The organism is Pseudomonas syringae (genome assembly GCF_023278085.1).
Taxonomy (GTDB): domain Bacteria; phylum Pseudomonadota; class Gammaproteobacteria; order Pseudomonadales; family Pseudomonadaceae; genus Aquipseudomonas; species Aquipseudomonas syringae_Q.
Genome location: NZ_CP066265.1, coordinates 2217669 through 2234108 on the forward strand (window position 1 = coordinate 2217669; position 16440 = coordinate 2234108).

The 16440-nt window shown below is 59.3% G+C and carries 12 protein-coding genes; 9 read left to right on the top strand and 3 right to left on the bottom strand.

Going from position 1 to position 16440, the window contains the following annotated elements; translation table 11 throughout:
* Positions 1-127 precede the first annotated feature (127 nt).
* Positions 128-1228 carry a dimethylsulfone monooxygenase SfnG gene (gene sfnG, locus I9H07_RS09965; protein WP_024672086.1) on the top strand — a complete coding sequence of 367 codons (1101 nt, stop codon included), beginning with the start codon at positions 128-130 and terminating at the stop codon, positions 1226-1228.
* 337 nt (positions 1229-1565) lie between these two features.
* Positions 1566-3122, top strand: a complete 1557-nt coding sequence (locus I9H07_RS09970) for a sensor domain-containing diguanylate cyclase (RefSeq protein WP_032606071.1) — start codon at positions 1566-1568, stop codon at positions 3120-3122.
* A gap of 52 nt (positions 3123-3174) precedes the next feature.
* Here I9H07_RS09970 and I9H07_RS09975 read toward each other — a convergent pair whose 3' ends face one another.
* Positions 3175-6318 carry an efflux RND transporter permease subunit gene (locus I9H07_RS09975; protein WP_236424945.1) on the bottom strand — a complete coding sequence of 1048 codons (3144 nt, stop codon included), beginning with the start codon at positions 6316-6318 and terminating at the stop codon, positions 3175-3177.
* Between the two features lie 33 nt (positions 6319-6351).
* Positions 6352-7512, bottom strand: coding sequence for an efflux RND transporter periplasmic adaptor subunit (locus tag I9H07_RS09980; protein WP_236533958.1), 1161 nt, complete (start codon positions 7510-7512; stop codon positions 6352-6354).
* Between the two features lie 180 nt (positions 7513-7692).
* Between I9H07_RS09980 and I9H07_RS09985 the strand changes: the two genes are divergently transcribed.
* The 7 genes from I9H07_RS09985 to I9H07_RS10015 all read left to right on the top strand — a co-directional run bounded on the left by I9H07_RS09985 (position 7693) and on the right by I9H07_RS10015 (position 15243).
* On the top strand, positions 7693-8250 hold the full coding sequence (locus I9H07_RS09985) for a TetR/AcrR family transcriptional regulator (RefSeq protein WP_024672089.1): 558 nt from the start codon (positions 7693-7695) through the stop codon (positions 8248-8250).
* A 187-nt stretch (positions 8251-8437) separates the two neighbouring features.
* Positions 8438-9043 (top strand): SCO family protein, encoded by a 606-nt coding sequence (locus tag I9H07_RS09990; RefSeq protein WP_024672090.1) that lies wholly within the window; start codon positions 8438-8440, stop codon positions 9041-9043.
* The gene (locus tag I9H07_RS09995) at positions 9037-9531 is read left to right on the top strand and encodes a copper chaperone PCu(A)C (protein ID WP_236424948.1); all 495 of its coding nucleotides are present in this window, start codon (positions 9037-9039) and stop codon (positions 9529-9531) included. The genes I9H07_RS09990 and I9H07_RS09995 overlap by 7 nt, the downstream gene beginning before the upstream one ends.
* A gap of 970 nt (positions 9532-10501) precedes the next feature.
* Complete coding sequence (locus tag I9H07_RS10000; RefSeq protein ID WP_236424950.1) at positions 10502-11326, top strand: energy transducer TonB; 825 nt, start codon at positions 10502-10504, stop codon at positions 11324-11326.
* Positions 11327-11431: 105 nt separating this feature from the next.
* Positions 11432-12160 carry a MotA/TolQ/ExbB proton channel family protein gene (locus I9H07_RS10005; protein WP_236424952.1) on the top strand — a complete coding sequence of 243 codons (729 nt, stop codon included), beginning with the start codon at positions 11432-11434 and terminating at the stop codon, positions 12158-12160.
* A gap of 1 nt (position 12161) precedes the next feature.
* Entirely contained in the window at positions 12162-12563 is a 402-nt protein-coding gene (locus I9H07_RS10010; RefSeq protein WP_236424954.1) for an ExbD/TolR family protein, read from the top strand.
* A gap of 280 nt (positions 12564-12843) precedes the next feature.
* The gene (locus tag I9H07_RS10015; protein ID WP_236424956.1) at positions 12844-15243 is read left to right on the top strand and encodes a TonB-dependent receptor plug domain-containing protein; all 2400 of its coding nucleotides are present in this window, start codon (positions 12844-12846) and stop codon (positions 15241-15243) included.
* A gap of 52 nt (positions 15244-15295) precedes the next feature.
* Here I9H07_RS10015 and I9H07_RS10020 read toward each other — a convergent pair whose 3' ends face one another.
* On the bottom strand, positions 15296-16333 hold the full coding sequence (locus I9H07_RS10020) for an ABC transporter substrate-binding protein (RefSeq protein ID WP_236424958.1): 1038 nt from the start codon (positions 16331-16333) through the stop codon (positions 15296-15298).
* Positions 16334-16440: the final 107 nt, after the last annotated feature.

Sequence of the window (16440 nt, forward strand, 5' to 3'; positions counted from 1 at the left end):
GCGAGACAGGCATCGTAACCGGTTGATATACCTGTTTTTATCCGTCTGGCACGGTTGCTGCTCTATCAAGACTGCAAACCCGTTCGATTCCTGCGCTCGGGAGTTCCGTCTTCAGAGGAGTACTGATATGAGTCAGCCGTCCATCAAATTTGCGTACTGGGTGCCGAACGTCAGCGGTGGACTGGTCGTCAGCAAAATCGAGCAGCGCACCAGCTGGACGATCGATTACAACCGCAAGCTGGCGCAGATCGCCGAGCGGTCCGGATTCGAATACGCCTTGACCCAGATCCGCTTCACGGCCGGATACGGTGCCGAGTATCAGCATGAATCGGTAGCGTTCAGTCATGCCTTGCTGGCCGCGACCGAAAAACTCAAGGTCATTGCCGCGATTCTGCCGGGGCCATGGACGCCGTCGGTGGCGGCCAAGCAACTGGCAACCATTGACCAGCTCACCGCGGGTCGAGTGGCGGTCAACATCGTCAGCGGCTGGTTCAAGGGCGAGTTTCAGGCGATTGGTGAGCCGTGGCTGGAGCACGACGAGCGCTATCGCCGCTCGGAAGAGTTTATTCGTGCCTTGAAGGGTATCTGGACCACCGACAACTTCACGTTCAAGGGCGACTTTTATCGTTTCCACGATTACACCCTCAAACCCAAGCCCATTCAGCGTCCGCATCCGGAGATCTTTCAAGGCGGCAGCTCAAGGGCCGCGCGCGATATGGCCGCGCGTGTTTCGGACTGGTATTTCACCAACGGTAATACCGTCGAAGGCATCAAGGCGCAAGTCGATGACATTCGCGCCAAGGCCGCTGCCAATGGTCATTCAGTGAAGATAGGCGTCAACGCATTTATCATTGCCCGGGATACCGAGGAAGAAGCGCGTGCCGTGCTCGCCGAGATTATCGACAAGGCCGACCCGGAGGCAGTCAACGCATTCGGTGATGCGGCGAAACAGGCGGGCAAAGCCAGCCCGGAAGGCGAGGGCAACTGGGCCAAATCCACTTTTCAGGACCTCGTGCAATACAACGACGGCTTCAAGACCAACCTGATCGGCACGCCGCGCCAGATTGCCGAGCGCATCATTGAGCTGAAATCCGTCGGCGTCGATCTGGTGCTGTCCGCGTTCCTGCATTTCCAAGAGGATGTGGCTTATTTCGGTGAGCGTGTGTTGCCGCTGGTTCGTGAGCTGGAAGTTGCGGCCCAACGCAAACCCGCTGCTGCTATTGCCTGACCCTTCGTAACGCCTTCCGATCCCTGCCTCCCTTGCCGTGGGCGCTCAGCGTCCACGGTCAATTCAGAAAATCAGCCGCTGCTGTGATCCAGATGGCGCCTGTTCGCGTATTTTTAGCCCCTAATAAGCAACTGTCATTCGCAAGTGGCATTGTAATGCCACTATCTGGCGTGCATTCTTTCCCTACCTTTGGGTGCCCGACGTTCAGGTGAAGCCGAGTGCATCGCCGAAAACGGTAGTTGATGAAGATAAAGGGTTGTCGAGGGTTCCTGAGCAATCGGGTCCGGTTTTCAGAAAAACCAGAGGCACTGGTTCTCAATTGTTGTGGAGGAAGGTTTTGAAACGCGACCTTCGGCTTGCGTCATGGCTGATCTTCGTAGTGTGCGGCTGCGTGGTGATGCTGATGGTCTGGCAGGCATGGACCGCGCGCCGTAACACGCTGGAGAACATCCAGACCAGCACAGTCAATCTGGCTGCGGCGCTGAGCACGTACACAGATGGCATCTTCAAGCAGAGCGAGCTGATGCTGATAGGCCTGACGGAGCGTGTGGAAAAGGACGGAACCGGGCCTGATCAGATCGAACGACTGAGGTGGGTGATTGCCCGCGAAATGGGCGCATTGCCGCAGATCGATACGGTCTCGCTGTTGAATGCGAACGGAGTTTCCATCTTTTCGACCAACCCGAAGGCCGTGGGTGTGAACAGTGCCGGGCGTGACTTCTTCAAACATCACCTCGAGGACCCCAGCCGGGCGACCTATATAGGTCCGACGATTCGCAGTCGTGCGTCCGGGGAATGGGTGATATCGGTCAGTCGGCGTATCAACACCCCCGATTCTGGTTTTGCCGGGGTCATGGTCGTGACCATCGGGATCAATCACCTGTTGAATTTCTACTCGGGCATTCAGGTCGGAGACACCGGTGTGATCAGTCTGACCACACCGGCCGGGCATCTGCGCGTGAGGTATCCCCATCTGGAAGCAGAAATCGGCCGTGATCTTTCCACCACACCGGTATTCACTACCCGGCGTAACGAGTCGTCCGGGACGGCTCACTTCGTCTCTCAAATCGACGGCGTGGCGCGTTTTTATGCATTCAAGCGCAGTGATGTTTACCCGATTGTGACCGTCGTGGCACTCGGCCAGAAGGAGGCCATGCTTCCCTGGCTGGGGCAGACCCGGCAGTCGATCGTGGTCATGCTGTTGCTGTTGGGCCTGGTGGTCGGGCTCGGTGTCCGGCTGATCAGGCACATCCACAGCCGCATACGCGCCGAAGACCAGCTGCTGGAGTCGCAGGCCGCGCTGATCCAGCTCAACCAGCACCTGGAATTGATCGCTTCTGAAGACAAGCTTACAGGTCTGGCCAATCGCAGACGCTTCGACCAGTTTCTCGATGTGGAATTCAAGCGTGCGCGGCGCGAGCGCAGCATGCTGTCACTGATTCTGATCGATGCCGATCATTTCAAGCGCTACAACGACCATTACGGTCATCTGGCGGGTGACGAATGCCTGGTGACCCTGGCCCGGCTGGTCGAACAGTGCGTTCGCCGGCCCTGTGATGTCGCCGCTCGTTACGGCGGCGAGGAGATCGCAGTGGTGCTGCCCGACACCGATGAGGCCAGTGCGCGTCAGGTTGCCGAGAACATCTTGACGTCTATCCAGAACGAGCAGATAGCGCATCCCGATAGCCCATACGGGATCGTCACGGTGAGCCTCGGCGTGGCGACGTTCACTGGCACCGATCGACAGCAGGATCAGCGCGGCCTGATCGAACTGGCCGATCGGGTGCTTTATGCCGCCAAGTCCCAAGGCCGTAACCGGGTCAACGTTGCATCAGAGACCGCCATCGGCACACTGCCAGCCTGGACCCAGGTCAAGACCGAGGCCGATCAGTAACCCGGATTACCTGATCGACCGGCCGGGGAGCCTGAAGCCTGGCGGCCTGTGTTTATGCCTTGTCCGGCACTTGTGCTGCTTCATCAACCTGTTGGCCGTGCGGTTTGCGGCGCAGTACCGACAGCACCCAGACGAAGAAGATCGGCACCAGAACCACCCCCAGCAGTGTCGCGCTGAGCATCCCGCCGATCACACCCGTGCCGATGGCACGCTGGCTCGCGGCACCTGCACCGGTGGCCAGCGTCAGCGGCACCACGCCGAGAATGAAGGCCAGCGAAGTCATGACAATCGGCCGAAAGCGCAGCCGTGCAGCCTGCAGCGCGGCATCACGCAATGAATGACCTTGATCCCACAGCTCCTTGGCGAACTCGACGATGAGAATCGCGTTTTTCGCCGCCAGCCCGATGATGGTAATCAACCCGACTTTAAAATACACATCGTTGGGCATGCCTACGGCGGTAACCGCCAGCACCGACCCCAGCGCGCCCACCGGAACGATCAGCATGACCACCAGCGGAATCGCCCAGCTTTCATACAGCGCGACCAGCAACAGGAACACCACCACCAGCGCGAGCGCGAACAGGCCGGTGGCCTGACCGCTGGCGACTTTTTCCTGATAGGACAGGCCAGTCCATTCATAGCCGATGCCTGCAGGCAGACCGGCGACGATACGTTCGATTTCGGCCATGGCCTCGCCGGTACTGACACCGGGCGGTGCGTCGCCTGCGATGCGGAATGTCGGGTAGCCGTTGTAGCGGGCAATCTGGACCGGGCCTTCTTCCCAGTGCGTCGAAACGAATGCGCCCAGTGGCACCAACGTGCCGCTGCTGTTGGGCACATACAGCTTGAGGACGCTTTCCGGGGTCATCCGCGCGCTTTGTTCGGCCTGCACCACGACTCGCTGCTGGCGCCCGGCGTTGGCGAAATCGCTGATCACCGAGGAGCCGAATGCGGTGGAGAGGGCGTTGCTGATCGACTCGAAACTGACCCCCAGCGCCCGCGCCTTTTCGCGGTCGATATTCAGGCGTAACTGCGGCGCTTCGGCCAGGCCTTCCATCATTGCGTAAAGAATTTTCGGGTTGCCGTTGGCTTTGCCCAGCAGCTCATTGCGCGCCGCCAGCAACGCCTCGCGACCCAGACCCGCGCGGTCCTGCAGGCGCAGCGCGAAACCGCCGGAGGTGCCCAGCCCTTCAATGGGCGGTGGCGTGACCGCCATGACCGTACCGTCGCCGAGGCCGGCAAAGTGCTGATTGAACGCTGCCGCTTCTTCTCCGGCGGATTGTCCATCGTTACGCACTGACCAGTCTTTCAGAGTCGGAAACGCCAGACCCGCGTTTTCGCCCATGCCGGAGAAACTGAACCCCAGCAGCATGGTCACGGAGTCTGTGGCTTCGCGGGACAACATGTAGTTTTCCAGTAACTGCGCCGTAGCATCGGTGCGCGCCCGGGTCGCGCCGGGGGGCAGTTGCACGTCGATGATCAGATAGCCCTGATCTTCGACCGGCACGAATGACTCCGGCAAACGCAGATAGAAAAAGCCCAGCAGGCCGACGATGCCGACGTACAGCAACATGTAGCGACCGGCGCGCTTGATCATGCTTGAACTGACGCGCTCGTAACGGTCGGTGAATTTGCCGAACAAACGGTTGAAACCACCGAAGAAACCGCGCTTTTCGTGTTGCCCGGCCGGGATCGGTTTGAGCAACGTGGCACACAGCGCCGGGGTGAAGGTCAGGGCCAGGAAGCCCGAGAACAGAATCGACACCGCCAGCGACAGCGAGAACTGCTGATAGATAACCCCGACTGAACCGCCCATGAACGCCAGCGGCAGAAACACCGCAGCCAGCACCAGAGTGATGCCGAAAATCGCTCCGGACACCTGCTGCATCGCCTTGATGGTTGCGGCGGTCGGGGAGAGCCCTTCTTCGGCCATGATCCGCTCGACGTTCTCGACCACCACAATCGCGTCGTCGACCAGAATGCCGATGGCCAGCACCATGCCGAACATGGTCATCATGTTCACCGAGAAGCCCAGCAGGTACATGATCGCCAGCGTGCCGGCCAGACACACCGGCACCACGATGGTCGGGATCAGCGTGTAGCGGATGTTCTGCAGGAACAGGAACATCACCAGGAATACCAGCACCATGGCTTCGATCAGGGTGTAGATGACCTTGTCGATGGCCACGTCGACGAAACGCGAGGTGTCATACGGCACCGAAAATTCGACGCCCTCAGGGAAGTTGACTGACAACTCGGTCAGCCGCTGCTTGACCGCCTTGACGGTTTCAATCGCATTGGCACCCGGCGATAGCTGAACGGCACCGGCGACGGCACGCTTGCCGTCCAGGCGTGATTCGAAACTGTAATCCTGGCTGCCGATCGCGACTCGTGCCACGTCTGAAAGATGCACCGCAGAGCCGTCTTCATTGGCCCGCAACACGATGCGCCCGAACTCTTCCGGGTTGTCTAGCGTGCCCTTGACCGCCAGGGTTGCGGTCAACTCTTGTAACGATGTGCCCGGACTGCTGCCAAAACTGCCGGCAGGCACCTGCACGTTCTGTGCGCGAATCGCTGCGTTCACATCATCGATGGACAGTCCGAAGCCGACCAGTTTCTGCGGATCGATCCAGACCCGCATCGCGGCTTCGGCAGCAAAGAACTGCAACCTGCCGACGCCGTTGACCCGGCTGATTTCATTGTTGACGTTACGTGCCGCGTAGTCCGCCAGAGCGACCGTGTCTTTGTTGGCCGAATCGCCCGTGTAGTTCAGGGTAAAGATCATCAGGAAGCCGGAGCTGGCCTGTTCGACCTGCAAGCCCTGGCTAAGCACCGTCTGCGGCAGCCGCGCTTCGGCTTTCTTGATACGGTTCTGTACTTCGACCTGTGCCATGTCCGGGTTGGTGCCGGGCACGAACGTGACATTGATTTCGGCGCTGCCAGTCGAGTTGCTGGTCGACTCGTAATACAGCATGCCCTTGGCGCCGTTGAGCTCGTCTTCGATCACACTGGTCACCGAATCCACCAGCACTTTAGCCGATGCGCCGGGGTAGGTGGCGGTGATGGTGATCTGCGGGGGCGCCACGTCCGGGTACTGCGCCACTGGCAAGGCGGGCAGGGCCATCAGGCCGGCCAGCAGGATGAACAGGGCCAGCACCCAGGCAAAGTTGGGCCGCTTGATAAAGAACAGAGACATGAACAGTGATCCTCGATCGCGCTGAAGGCGGCGTTATTGAGCCTTGGCCTGCTGCTGGGCGGATGGAGATTTGGCGATGACCTTGTCACCCGGATTCAATCCGCTCAGGTTGCCGACGATCACCTGCTCGCCTGCTTTCAGGCCCTCGGTGATCTGCCAGCGCGAGTCCTGCATGGTGCCGGTCTTGACCGGACGGGTTTCGACCGCACCCTCCCGACCGATCACCAGAACACGGGCAGCGCCATCACTGGAGCGCTGAACGGCTCGTTGAGGCACAAGGATGGCGTTGGCGTCGACCCGCTGCGGCGTGCGCACGCGTACATACATACCTGGCAGCAACACACCTTTGGGGTTGGCGAAGCGGGCGCGCAACGAAACCTGGCCGGTGGTTCGGTCCACCGCAACATCGGTGAACAGCAGGGTGCCTGTGCTCTGGAAATCGGTACCGTCAACGCTCAGCGACAAGGCGTCTTCACCGCCTTTTGCCAGGCGGCCTTCCTGAATGGCTGCGCGCATCTGCAGCGCCTCGGCCGCTGGCTGGGTACAGTCGGCGTCGCCCGGGTCAAGTTGCTGGATGGTCGCCAGCAGCGTCGTTTCGCCCTGACCGACCAGTGCGCCTTCAGTGGCCCTCGCACGGCTGATGCCGCCTGAAATCGGCGCTTTCACGGTGGCGTAACCCAGGTCCAGTCTGGCTGTTTCCACATCAGCTTCCGCCGAGCGTTTCGCTGCAATAGCATTTTGCAGCGCCGAACGCGCCGAATCGAAGGTCTGGCGACTCACCGCTTCGATCTCTACCAGCGACTCGTAGCGTTTCACGGTGGCCCGTGTTTCGAACAACGTGGCTTCGGTGCGGGCCAGATCACCCTGAGCCTTGGACAGCGCCGCCTTGAAAGGGGCCGGGTCGATCTGAAACAGCACAGCGCCGGCTTTCACGTCAGCGCCTTCTTCGAAGTTGCGCGTCAGCACGATGCCGGCCACCCGGGCACGCACTTGTGCGACACGAACCGGCTCGATGCGGCCGGGCAATTCGTCGATGACGGTGAATGACTCTGCTTTGACGACAACCGCTTCCACTGCTTTGGGCGTCGCAGACGCAGTGTGATCCTGCTGCGGTTTCTGTTCGCACCCGACAAGGCCAAATGCGCCCAGCAGGGCTATCGCAGGCAGAACACGCCACTTGCTGAAATTACTCATCACTCACCCGGCCGCAGCCCATCAGACGCTAAAGCCGCGAATGATCCGCTTTTGTACCGCAATGAGTCAATATTGACTCATATGAGACTTTAGTGACTAATTGTGTATATCGTTTGCCAATTGAAACGTGTCTTGCACACTGCGCTGCATGAAATCGATAAAGAGGTAAGAACGAACCTGATGGACGTACCCGCCGCTGACGAAAAACTCCTGAAAGCACTGGCCGTTGCGCTGGTCGACCACTCCACCGGGACATTCAAGGACATCGCCGAAGCGGCAGGCGTGAGTAAAGCCACGCTTAACCGCTTCTGCGGTACCCGCGCCAACCTGATCGAGATGCTGCTCATCCACGCCTCCGAGCTGATGAACAAGATGATCGCCGATGCAGACCTGCAACATGCGCCTGTGCTTGAGGCATTGCAGCGGCTGGTCGACAACCACCTGACCCACCGGGAAATGCTGGTGTTTCTGGTTTTCCAATGGCGTCCGGACACCATGGACGAGAACTCCGGCGGCCTTCGCTGGCTGCCGTATTCCGACGCCCTGGATGCGTTTTTCCTGCGTGGCCAGCGCGAAGGCCTGTTTCGCATCGATATCAGCGCTCCGGTGCTGACCGAAACCTTCGCATCATTGCTGTTCGGGCTGGTCGACGCTGAGCGCCGTGGCCGCGTGGCACGCGCCGGACTGGACGCTTTGCTGATCCGGGTTTTCATGCACGGCGCAGCGGCTGTGAAGTGAGCAAGGATTTTGCAGAAACCCCCCGTGCTGTTTTGTCGCACCCGGTCTTGCGCCCTCTGGATCAACGTTTAAACGCCTGCTCACGGTTTGATACAGGATTGACGGTATTCCCTCCGAACCGTGAGTGGTAAATTCGCCGCCACGCATTCGTCGCTCCGAGCGCCTTCTCCTTCAAGGGACGCAAGACATGACGCAACATCTGACCCGCCGCGAGGTGGTCACTGGCCTTTCCCTGCTGAGCCTTGGTCTGCTGGCTGGCTGTGGCAATTCCAATGCCCTGCCGTTCAAGCACGGCAAAGACATGAGCAACGAGATCGTTGGCCGTAACTTCAGGCTCAAGGACCCGCAGGGCAACGAAAAGACCCTGTCGAGTTTTCGCGGCCTGATGCCGATGATCTTCTTTGGCTTTACCCAATGCCCGGCGATCTGCCCCACGGCGCTGGCACGGGCTGCGCAGATCAGGAAACTGATGGGCGAGGAGGGCAAGACGCTCCAGGTGGTGTTCATTACCCTGGACCCGGAACGCGATACGCCCGAGGTGATCGACGCCTACGTGAAGGCTTTCGATCCGACCTTTGTAGCGCTGTCCGGCACGCTTGAAGAAACCGTCGCGACAGCCAAGGAATTCGGCGTGTTTTTCGAGAAAGTCCCGCTGGGCGATACCTACACGATTTCCCACACTGCCACCAGCTACGTCTACGACACCCGTGGCGTGCTGCGCCTGGGGTTGTCGCACAGGCTGTCCGCCCAACAATGCACCGAAGATCTGCTCACTTTGATGGAAGTATGCTGATGACCGTTCTGATTCGTAACGCCGTAAAGCCGCTGTTGCTGACCCTTTCGCTGCTGGGCCTTAGCGCTCAGGCGCTGGCTGACACCAAAGTCGATGATGCCTGGGTGCGTGCCACTGTGCCGGGCCAGCCTGCCACAGGCGCGTTCATGCACATCACGTCCAGCACCGACAGCAAGCTGGTAGACGTTGCATCACCTGTTGCCAAAACCGTGCAGATCCACCAGATGAGCATGAAAAACGACGTGATGAGCATGCAACGCGTCACCTCGGTCGACCTGCCAGCGGGCAAACCGGTGGTGTTCGATTCCAACGGTTACCACGTGATGTTCATGGGCCTCAAGGCGCAGGTCAAAGAGGGCGATGAAGTGCCCCTGACCCTGACCGTCGAAGACGCCAATGGCGTGAAGGAGTCAATCGAAGTCAAGGCCGTCGCCCGGTCGCTGACCACTGACGAGCACAGCGGGCATGGCGATCACAGCGGCCATTGATGCATTGACTGGAGCGCACCGCACAGTCAAGACCGGACGCGGAGCGTCCAGAACTGCATGCCGACGCGGAGCGTCGGCACGATAGTATTCTCCCGGACACCTCTCGTTCCTCACGCTCCAGCGTGGGAACGCATTGGGTGACGCTCCGCGTCACAATTCCGCGCCGCACCGTACATTCAAGATCGGACGTGGAGCTTTCAGAACCGCATGCAGACGCCTAACGTCGGCACGATAGTGTCCTTCCAGACACCTCTCGTTCCTCACGCTCCAGCGTGGGAACGCATTGGGTGACGCTCCGCGTCACAATTCTGCGCCGCACCGTACATTCAAGATCGGGCGTGGAGTTTCCAGAACCGCATGCAGACGCCGAACGTCGGCACGATAGTGTCCTTCCAGACTCCTATCGTTCCTCATGCTCCAGCGTGGGAACGCATTGGGTGACGCTCCGCGTCACAATTCCGCGCCGCACCGTACATTCAAGACCGGACGCGGAGCGTCCAGAACTGCATGCCGACGCGGAGCGTCGGCACGATAGTATTCTCCCGGACACCTCTTGTTCCTCAAGCTCCAGCATGGGAACGCATTGGGTGACGCTCCGCACCGTACATTCAAGATCGGGCGTGGAGCTTCCAGAACCGCATGCAGACGCCGAACGTCGGCACGATAGTGTCGTTCCAGACACCTCTCGTTCCTCACGCTCCAGCGTGGGAACGCATTGGGTGACGCTCCGCGTCACAATTCTGCGCCGCACTGCACATTCAAGAGCGTCAGCAACATAGTGTTCTCCCGCAGAGATCTCGTTCCTCAGTAACCTGACTCACATATTCATTTTCAGTCTAACCAGCGAACCAAATATTCTTTTCAGGAACAAGCCTTTTTCCGCCATGATTGCCTTGCCATAACAACTTTGGAAAGGTGACTGATACCAACAGAACCTGGATTTTTATCATGAAAATGCAGGAGTGTATCAATGGGCAATGTCCAGACCGCGGCCAGCGCACACGATGTGCCCTGGCGCCAGACGCCGAGTGGCGACCTGGTCGATCTGGGGCGTCCCTTCCTTGGGCCGTTGGCGTTGGCGCGGTTGCACAGCGCCCCCAAACCTGTTCTCGGGCGACGCGAAGCTGTTCTGCTTGGTGCACTGGCATTGGTGTTCCACGCTGCAGTCATCTACTGGCTCAGCCAGAATCCGACGCCGGCATTGCCGGTCGTGCCGCCGGAAATTCCGCCGATGACCATCGAGTTTTCCCAGCCTGCGCCGCCCGTGGTGGAAACACCGCCGCCTCCTCCCGAGCCGGTCGTGCAGCCGGTGGTCGAGCCGCCGCCTCCGGTCGAGGATGAACTGGCCGTCAAGCCGCCACCGCCCAAACCGATTCCCAAACCCAAGCCCCAGCCGCCTAAACCGGTGGTCAAGCCGGTCGTAAAGTCAGTGTCCAAACCGGTTGAGCAACCACCGGCTCCCCCTGTGCCTGCGCCACCGGTTGCGGCACCTGTAGCACCCTCGCCCAAACCGGTAACCCCGGCATCGGCCAGCGCTGGCTACCTGCGCAACCCGGCGCCGGAATACCCGTCGCTGGCCATGCGTCGCGGCTGGGAAGGCACTGTCTTGTTGCGCGTTCATGTATTGGCCAGCGGCAAGCCCGGCGAGATTCAGATACAGAAAAGCAGCGGTCGCGATCAGCTGGACGATGCAGCGCTGGCCGCCGTGAAACGCTGGAGTTTCGTACCTGCCAAACAGGGCGATGTCGCCCAGGACGGCTGGGTCAGCGTGCCCATTGATTTCAAGATCAAATAGACCACCTAGCCAGAATTTCGATTGACCCGGCGAGCTACCTGAACCAAAGGCGCATCGCGACACACCTCACGCCTTGTTCAGATTTTGTTTAGAGAGAGCTGCGCCATGAACCTGATTGCTTCGCCTTTTGAATCCATCGAACACGCCGTCATCTGGCTGTTGCTGATCTTTTCCGTCGCCACCTGGGGCCTGGCCCTGCTCAAGGGCGTGCAGTTCTCACGCCTGAAGTCTCAGGACCGCACGTTCCATAAGCAATTCTGGGCCGCATCGAGCCTCGATTCCGCTGCTCGACTGGCCCATGAACAACCGGGTGCAGCGGCTCGCGTCGCGCTGGCCGGTTACGCCGCGATACAAGTGCCGGAGGGGGCGCAAGGCAACGACCTCAGCCAGTCGATCAATCATCAGGACCGCCTTGAACGTGCCTTGCGTCAGCAGATCGTCCGCGAGCGCCGCTCGCTGGAAACCGGGCTGGCCATTCTTGCCAGCATTGGCAGCACCTCACCCTTCATCGGCCTGTTCGGTACGGTCTGGGGCATCATGTCGGCCCTCAAGGGGATCAGCGCTGCCGGTTCGGCAAGCCTGGAAACCGTTGCCGGTCCGATCGGTGCCGCACTGGTAGCGACCGGCGTCGGCATTGCTGTCGCGGTGCCTGCGGTGCTGGTCTACAACTACTTTCTGCGACGCCTGAAACTGACCGCTGCAGACCTGGACGACTTTGCCCATGATTTCTACAGCCTGGCGCAGAAAAGTGCGTTCCGCGTGCTGCTGCATCCGGTCCTGAAATCCGGCGCTGCAGGCGGGCAGGCCGGACAGAAAGTGAAGGAGGCGTCCTGACATGGCTTTTTCCACTCAAGACACGGACGAGGTGCTGAGCGAGATCAACGTCACCCCGCTGGTGGACGTGATGCTGGTGCTACTGGTGGTGTTCATCGTCACTGCGCCGCTGCTCACCAACTCCATCCCGATCAACCTGCCCAAAACCGAATCAGTCGCGCCGGTAGAGCAGAAAGACCCGCTGGTGGTGAGTATCGACGGCCAGGGCAAGCTGTTCATCAACAAGGATGAAATCCAGCCGGACCTGCTGGAAACCAAACTCAAGGCGGCCAGGGAAAAGACTCCGGATGTACGTGTGCAACTGCAGGCGGACAATGCCGTGAACTATGGCGAAGTGGCGCGAGCCATGGCCTCCATCGAGCGCGCCGGTATTACCAGATTGTCGGTGATCACCGCTAAATAACTGTTATTCCCCTCAAACAGTTTCAGCCGTTTCGGGCCGCATCCTCAGGCAGGTGCGGCCTTTTTTTATCCACGTTTCAGGCTTTTTTCAACGCTGACACAAACGTAGATGCTTATTCTTTAATGGTATTTAAAACTTTTTATAAATCTCATTAAGCTATAACGCATCGGATCACCGGCTCATCAATTCAACTTAAATGATCGCCACCGTCCGCCGCACGGATCGCTCGTTGTAACCAGAACATCAGTTTCTGGATCAGGGATTTACAAGGGGTAGCGGTATGGGGAATTTCAACAGAGGCGCACTGGCCACGGCGATTTTTTCAGCCAATTTGCTGAGCGTTACCGGGATCAGTGCAAGTGCTTACGCTGCAGAAACAACAGATGAGCAAAATCAACAGGCCTCTACGCTGGGCACTGTGATCGTTACCGGCACCCGCGCCCAAGAGCGCACCGCCAGTGCCTCGCTGTCGCCTATTGACGTGATTTCCGGTGACAGCCTGCGCAGTTCCGGCTCCAGCGAACTGGGCACGGTGCTGGCACGCTTGATCCCGTCGATCAACTTCCCACGGCCCAGCCTGGTGGACGGTGCAGAGCTGACTCGCCCGGCGCAACTGCGCGGCCTGTCGCCGGATCAGGTACTGGTGCTGGTCAATGGCAAGCGTCGTCACACATCGGCCTTCGTCAACCTGGGTGGGGCGGTCGGACGCGGCTCGGCACCTGCCGACCTCAATGCTATTCCGCTGTCGGCTATCGATCACATCGAAGTACTGCGCGACGGTGCTTCGGCGCGCTACGGCTCCGATGCCATCGCCGGGGTGATCAATATCATCCTCAAGAGCGCCGATCATGGCGGTTCGATTTCCAGCAAATATGGTCAGTACAAGAAAGGCGACGGTATTCAGCGTCAGGTCTCCGGCAATACCGGCTTTGCGCTGGGCGACAACGGCACGCTCAACCTCTCGGGTGAAGGCGCCAATAACGACTACACCAACCGTGCCGGTGATGACCTTCGCGCGTCCAGCGCAGGTTCCACTACTTACGGTCAGCAGGTGTTCCGCCAGGGGGAGCCCGAAACCGAAGAGGGCAAGTTGCAGTACAACGCCGAATACAGTTTCAACGATGCGGCGGAGTTCTACAGTTTTGGTGGTTACAGCAAGCGCCGTGGCGAAACGGCTGCGTTCTATCGGCCGAGCAATGCCTCGAACAACATCGCGGCGATTTATCCGAACGGTTATCTACCGCTGATTCACGGCACGCTGGAAGACACTACGTTTGTCGCCGGGCTACGGGGTGAGCTTGCAGATGACTGGCATTACGACCTGTCTGCGAATTACGGCAGGAACTCCTATGAACTGCGCACCAGAACCATCAATACATCGCTGGGTCTGAACACGCCACGTTCGTTCGATAACGGCACGCTGACCAACGATCAGAAGCAGTTGAGCCTCGACCTCTCGCGAGAATTCAATGCGACGTGGCTGCCGTATCCGGTCTCGGTAGCCTTCGGTGCCGAGTATTTGCGCCAGGGCTATCAGATTGAAGCAGGGCAGGCGGAATCGTACTTTCAGACCGGCAGTTCCGGGCTGGGTGGTTTCCGTGCGGCCGATGCGGGCAGCTACTCGCGGCACAACTTCGCGCAATATCTGGACGTGGAAACCAACCTCACGGAAAAGCTCGGTGTTTCGGCTGCCGTTCGCCATGAGGACTACAGCGATTTCGGCTCCAATGTCAGCGGCTCGCTGTCGGCACGCTACGATTTCACCCCGCAGGTGGCCTTGCGCGGCAGCGTGTCAACGGGGTTTCGCGCACCTTCGCTGGCCCAGCAGAACTTCACCTTTACCTCGTCGCAGTTGATCGGTAACACCATTCAGGAAGCAGGCACTTTCCCGGCGGGCAGCAATGTCGCTCAGTTGTTGGGCGCCGACGATCTGAAGCCCGAGAAGTCGCGCAATTACAGCGTGGGTCTGGTCGTGCAACCGCTGGACAGCCTGACCGTGACTGCCGACGTGTATCACATTGACATTCAGGACCGTATCTCGCTGTCGTCCAACCTGGTGCTCAACAACGCGGCGATCAACTACCTGCGCAGTAACGGCGTCGGTGACATCAACTACACCAGCGCCCGCTATTTCACCAATGCCACCGACACCAGCACCGACGGCGTCGATCTGGTCGCCAACTATCGCTATCAGTTCGACAATGGCGTGCGCTGGAACAGTACCGTGGGCTACAACTATAACCACACCAAAGTCACCGACGTGAAAGCCAACCCGGCGATTCTCGATCAACTGGGCGTGAACCTGGTCCGGGTGGATCGCAGGGAGCGTATCGGCCTGCTGGGTGATACCACGCCGCAGCACAAACTGACGCTGGGCAACGACCTCACGTTCGGTAACTGGGCGCTGCATTCCAATCTGGTGCGCTACGGCGAGTTCACCAGCTATCAGGCTGACAAGGTCAATGACCAGACCTTCAGTGCCGCCTGGCTGCTGGACCTCGCTGCGGATTACAAACTGAAGAACTGGGTCTTCACCCTGGGTGGCGACAACGTCACCGACAAGTACCCCGAGAAGCTCAATGCCTTCTCCTCCAGCGGCGGTAATCTGGCGTACAGCACCTTTTCGCCTTACGGGTATAGCGGGGCTTTTTACTACGGGAAGGTGACGTACAACTGGTAGCCGGGGTTGACGCGCATGCCGGCGCTTCACGCTGGCATGCATCCCGTGACACTCAGCTGCCCTGCAACGGAGTGGCATCCTGAAAGAAGTAATCCTTCCACGACGTGGGCTTGTTCTTTATCGCCCCGACTCGATACAGAAACTCGGCCAAGGGATAGGTGTTCTTCGGCGTGATGGTGAACTGGAACGTTGGCTGGTCAATGATCTTGAGCAGTTCGGTGCGGTCGATCTTCGCCTTGGTGACACGCAGGTAGATGTCGGCTGCGGCAGCGATATCTTTGCTGACGAATGTTTCCGCCTCGGCCAGCGCTTCGATGAATGCCTTGTAGGTTTTCGGGTTTTCTTCACGAAACTTCTCTGTGGCGAACAGCACCGTCGGTGAGTTGGGCCCCAGCAGGTCGTAAGTATTGAGTACTACATGCACATTGGGATTTTTCAGCTCCTGATCCTGATACGGCGGGTTCGAAAAGTGCCCGGTCAGTTCTGTTCCTCCGGCAATCAGGCTGGCGGCCGCATCCGGATGGGGCAGGCTCAGGGTGTACTTGTCCAGTCGCGCATATTCCTTGTCACCCCAGAGCCTGGCGGCGGCAAGCTGCAGGTAGCGCGATTGCACTGAAACGCTGACTGCCGGAACCGCGATGCGGTCCTTTTCAGTGAAGTCGGCAATGGTTTTGACGTTGGGATTATTGCTCACCAGGTAGTACGGGAAGTTACCCAGCGACGCGACTGCCTTGACGTTCTGTCGGCCTTTGGTGCGGTCCCAGATAGTCAACAATGGGCCAACCCCTGCACCGGCAATATCGACGGAGCCGGACAGCAGCGCATCGTTGACCGCCGAACCTCCGGACAACTGGGTCCAGTCCACCTTGATGTCCAGGCCATCTTGCTTGCCGTGTTTCTCGATCAATTGTTGATCGCGCACCACATTGAGCAGCAGATAGACAATGCCGAACTGCTCGGCAATGCGGATTTCACCTTCAGCATGCGCGGCAGCCGGGGCGATGAGGGTGGCGCTCAGCAGCGCGGCACCGAGACCGATGGTCGCTGTGAGGCGGCTGATACGAGGTAGAAATCTTGCGGTTTTCGACATGCGATGCTCCAACATTGACTTAACGTTGCATGGAGCATATCGCTATATAAAAAGTTACTTAAATAACCTTAATGAATAAACATAGACTGTCAGACGCGCGTCAAGGA

Coding starts and splice junctions, on each gene's coding strand:
- I9H07_RS10000 (WP_236424950.1), top strand. CDS start 10,502: ATGGGCAATGTCCAGACCGCGGCCAGCGCACACGATGTGCCCTGGCGC.
- I9H07_RS10015 (WP_236424956.1), top strand. CDS start 12,844: ATGGGGAATTTCAACAGAGGCGCACTGGCCACGGCGATTTTTTCAGCC.
- I9H07_RS09980 (WP_236533958.1), bottom strand. CDS start 7,512: ATGAGTAATTTCAGCAAGTGGCGTGTTCTGCCTGCGATAGCCCTGCTG.
- I9H07_RS09985 (WP_024672089.1), top strand. CDS start 7,693: ATGGACGTACCCGCCGCTGACGAAAAACTCCTGAAAGCACTGGCCGTT.
- I9H07_RS10020 (WP_236424958.1), bottom strand. CDS start 16,333: ATGTCGAAAACCGCAAGATTTCTACCTCGTATCAGCCGCCTCACAGCG.
- I9H07_RS09990 (WP_024672090.1), top strand. CDS start 8,438: ATGACGCAACATCTGACCCGCCGCGAGGTGGTCACTGGCCTTTCCCTG.
- sfnG (WP_024672086.1), top strand. CDS start 128: ATGAGTCAGCCGTCCATCAAATTTGCGTACTGGGTGCCGAACGTCAGC.
- I9H07_RS09975 (WP_236424945.1), bottom strand. CDS start 6,318: ATGTCTCTGTTCTTTATCAAGCGGCCCAACTTTGCCTGGGTGCTGGCC.
- I9H07_RS10010 (WP_236424954.1), top strand. CDS start 12,162: ATGGCTTTTTCCACTCAAGACACGGACGAGGTGCTGAGCGAGATCAAC.
- I9H07_RS10005 (WP_236424952.1), top strand. CDS start 11,432: ATGAACCTGATTGCTTCGCCTTTTGAATCCATCGAACACGCCGTCATC.
- I9H07_RS09995 (WP_236424948.1), top strand. CDS start 9,037: ATGCTGATGACCGTTCTGATTCGTAACGCCGTAAAGCCGCTGTTGCTG.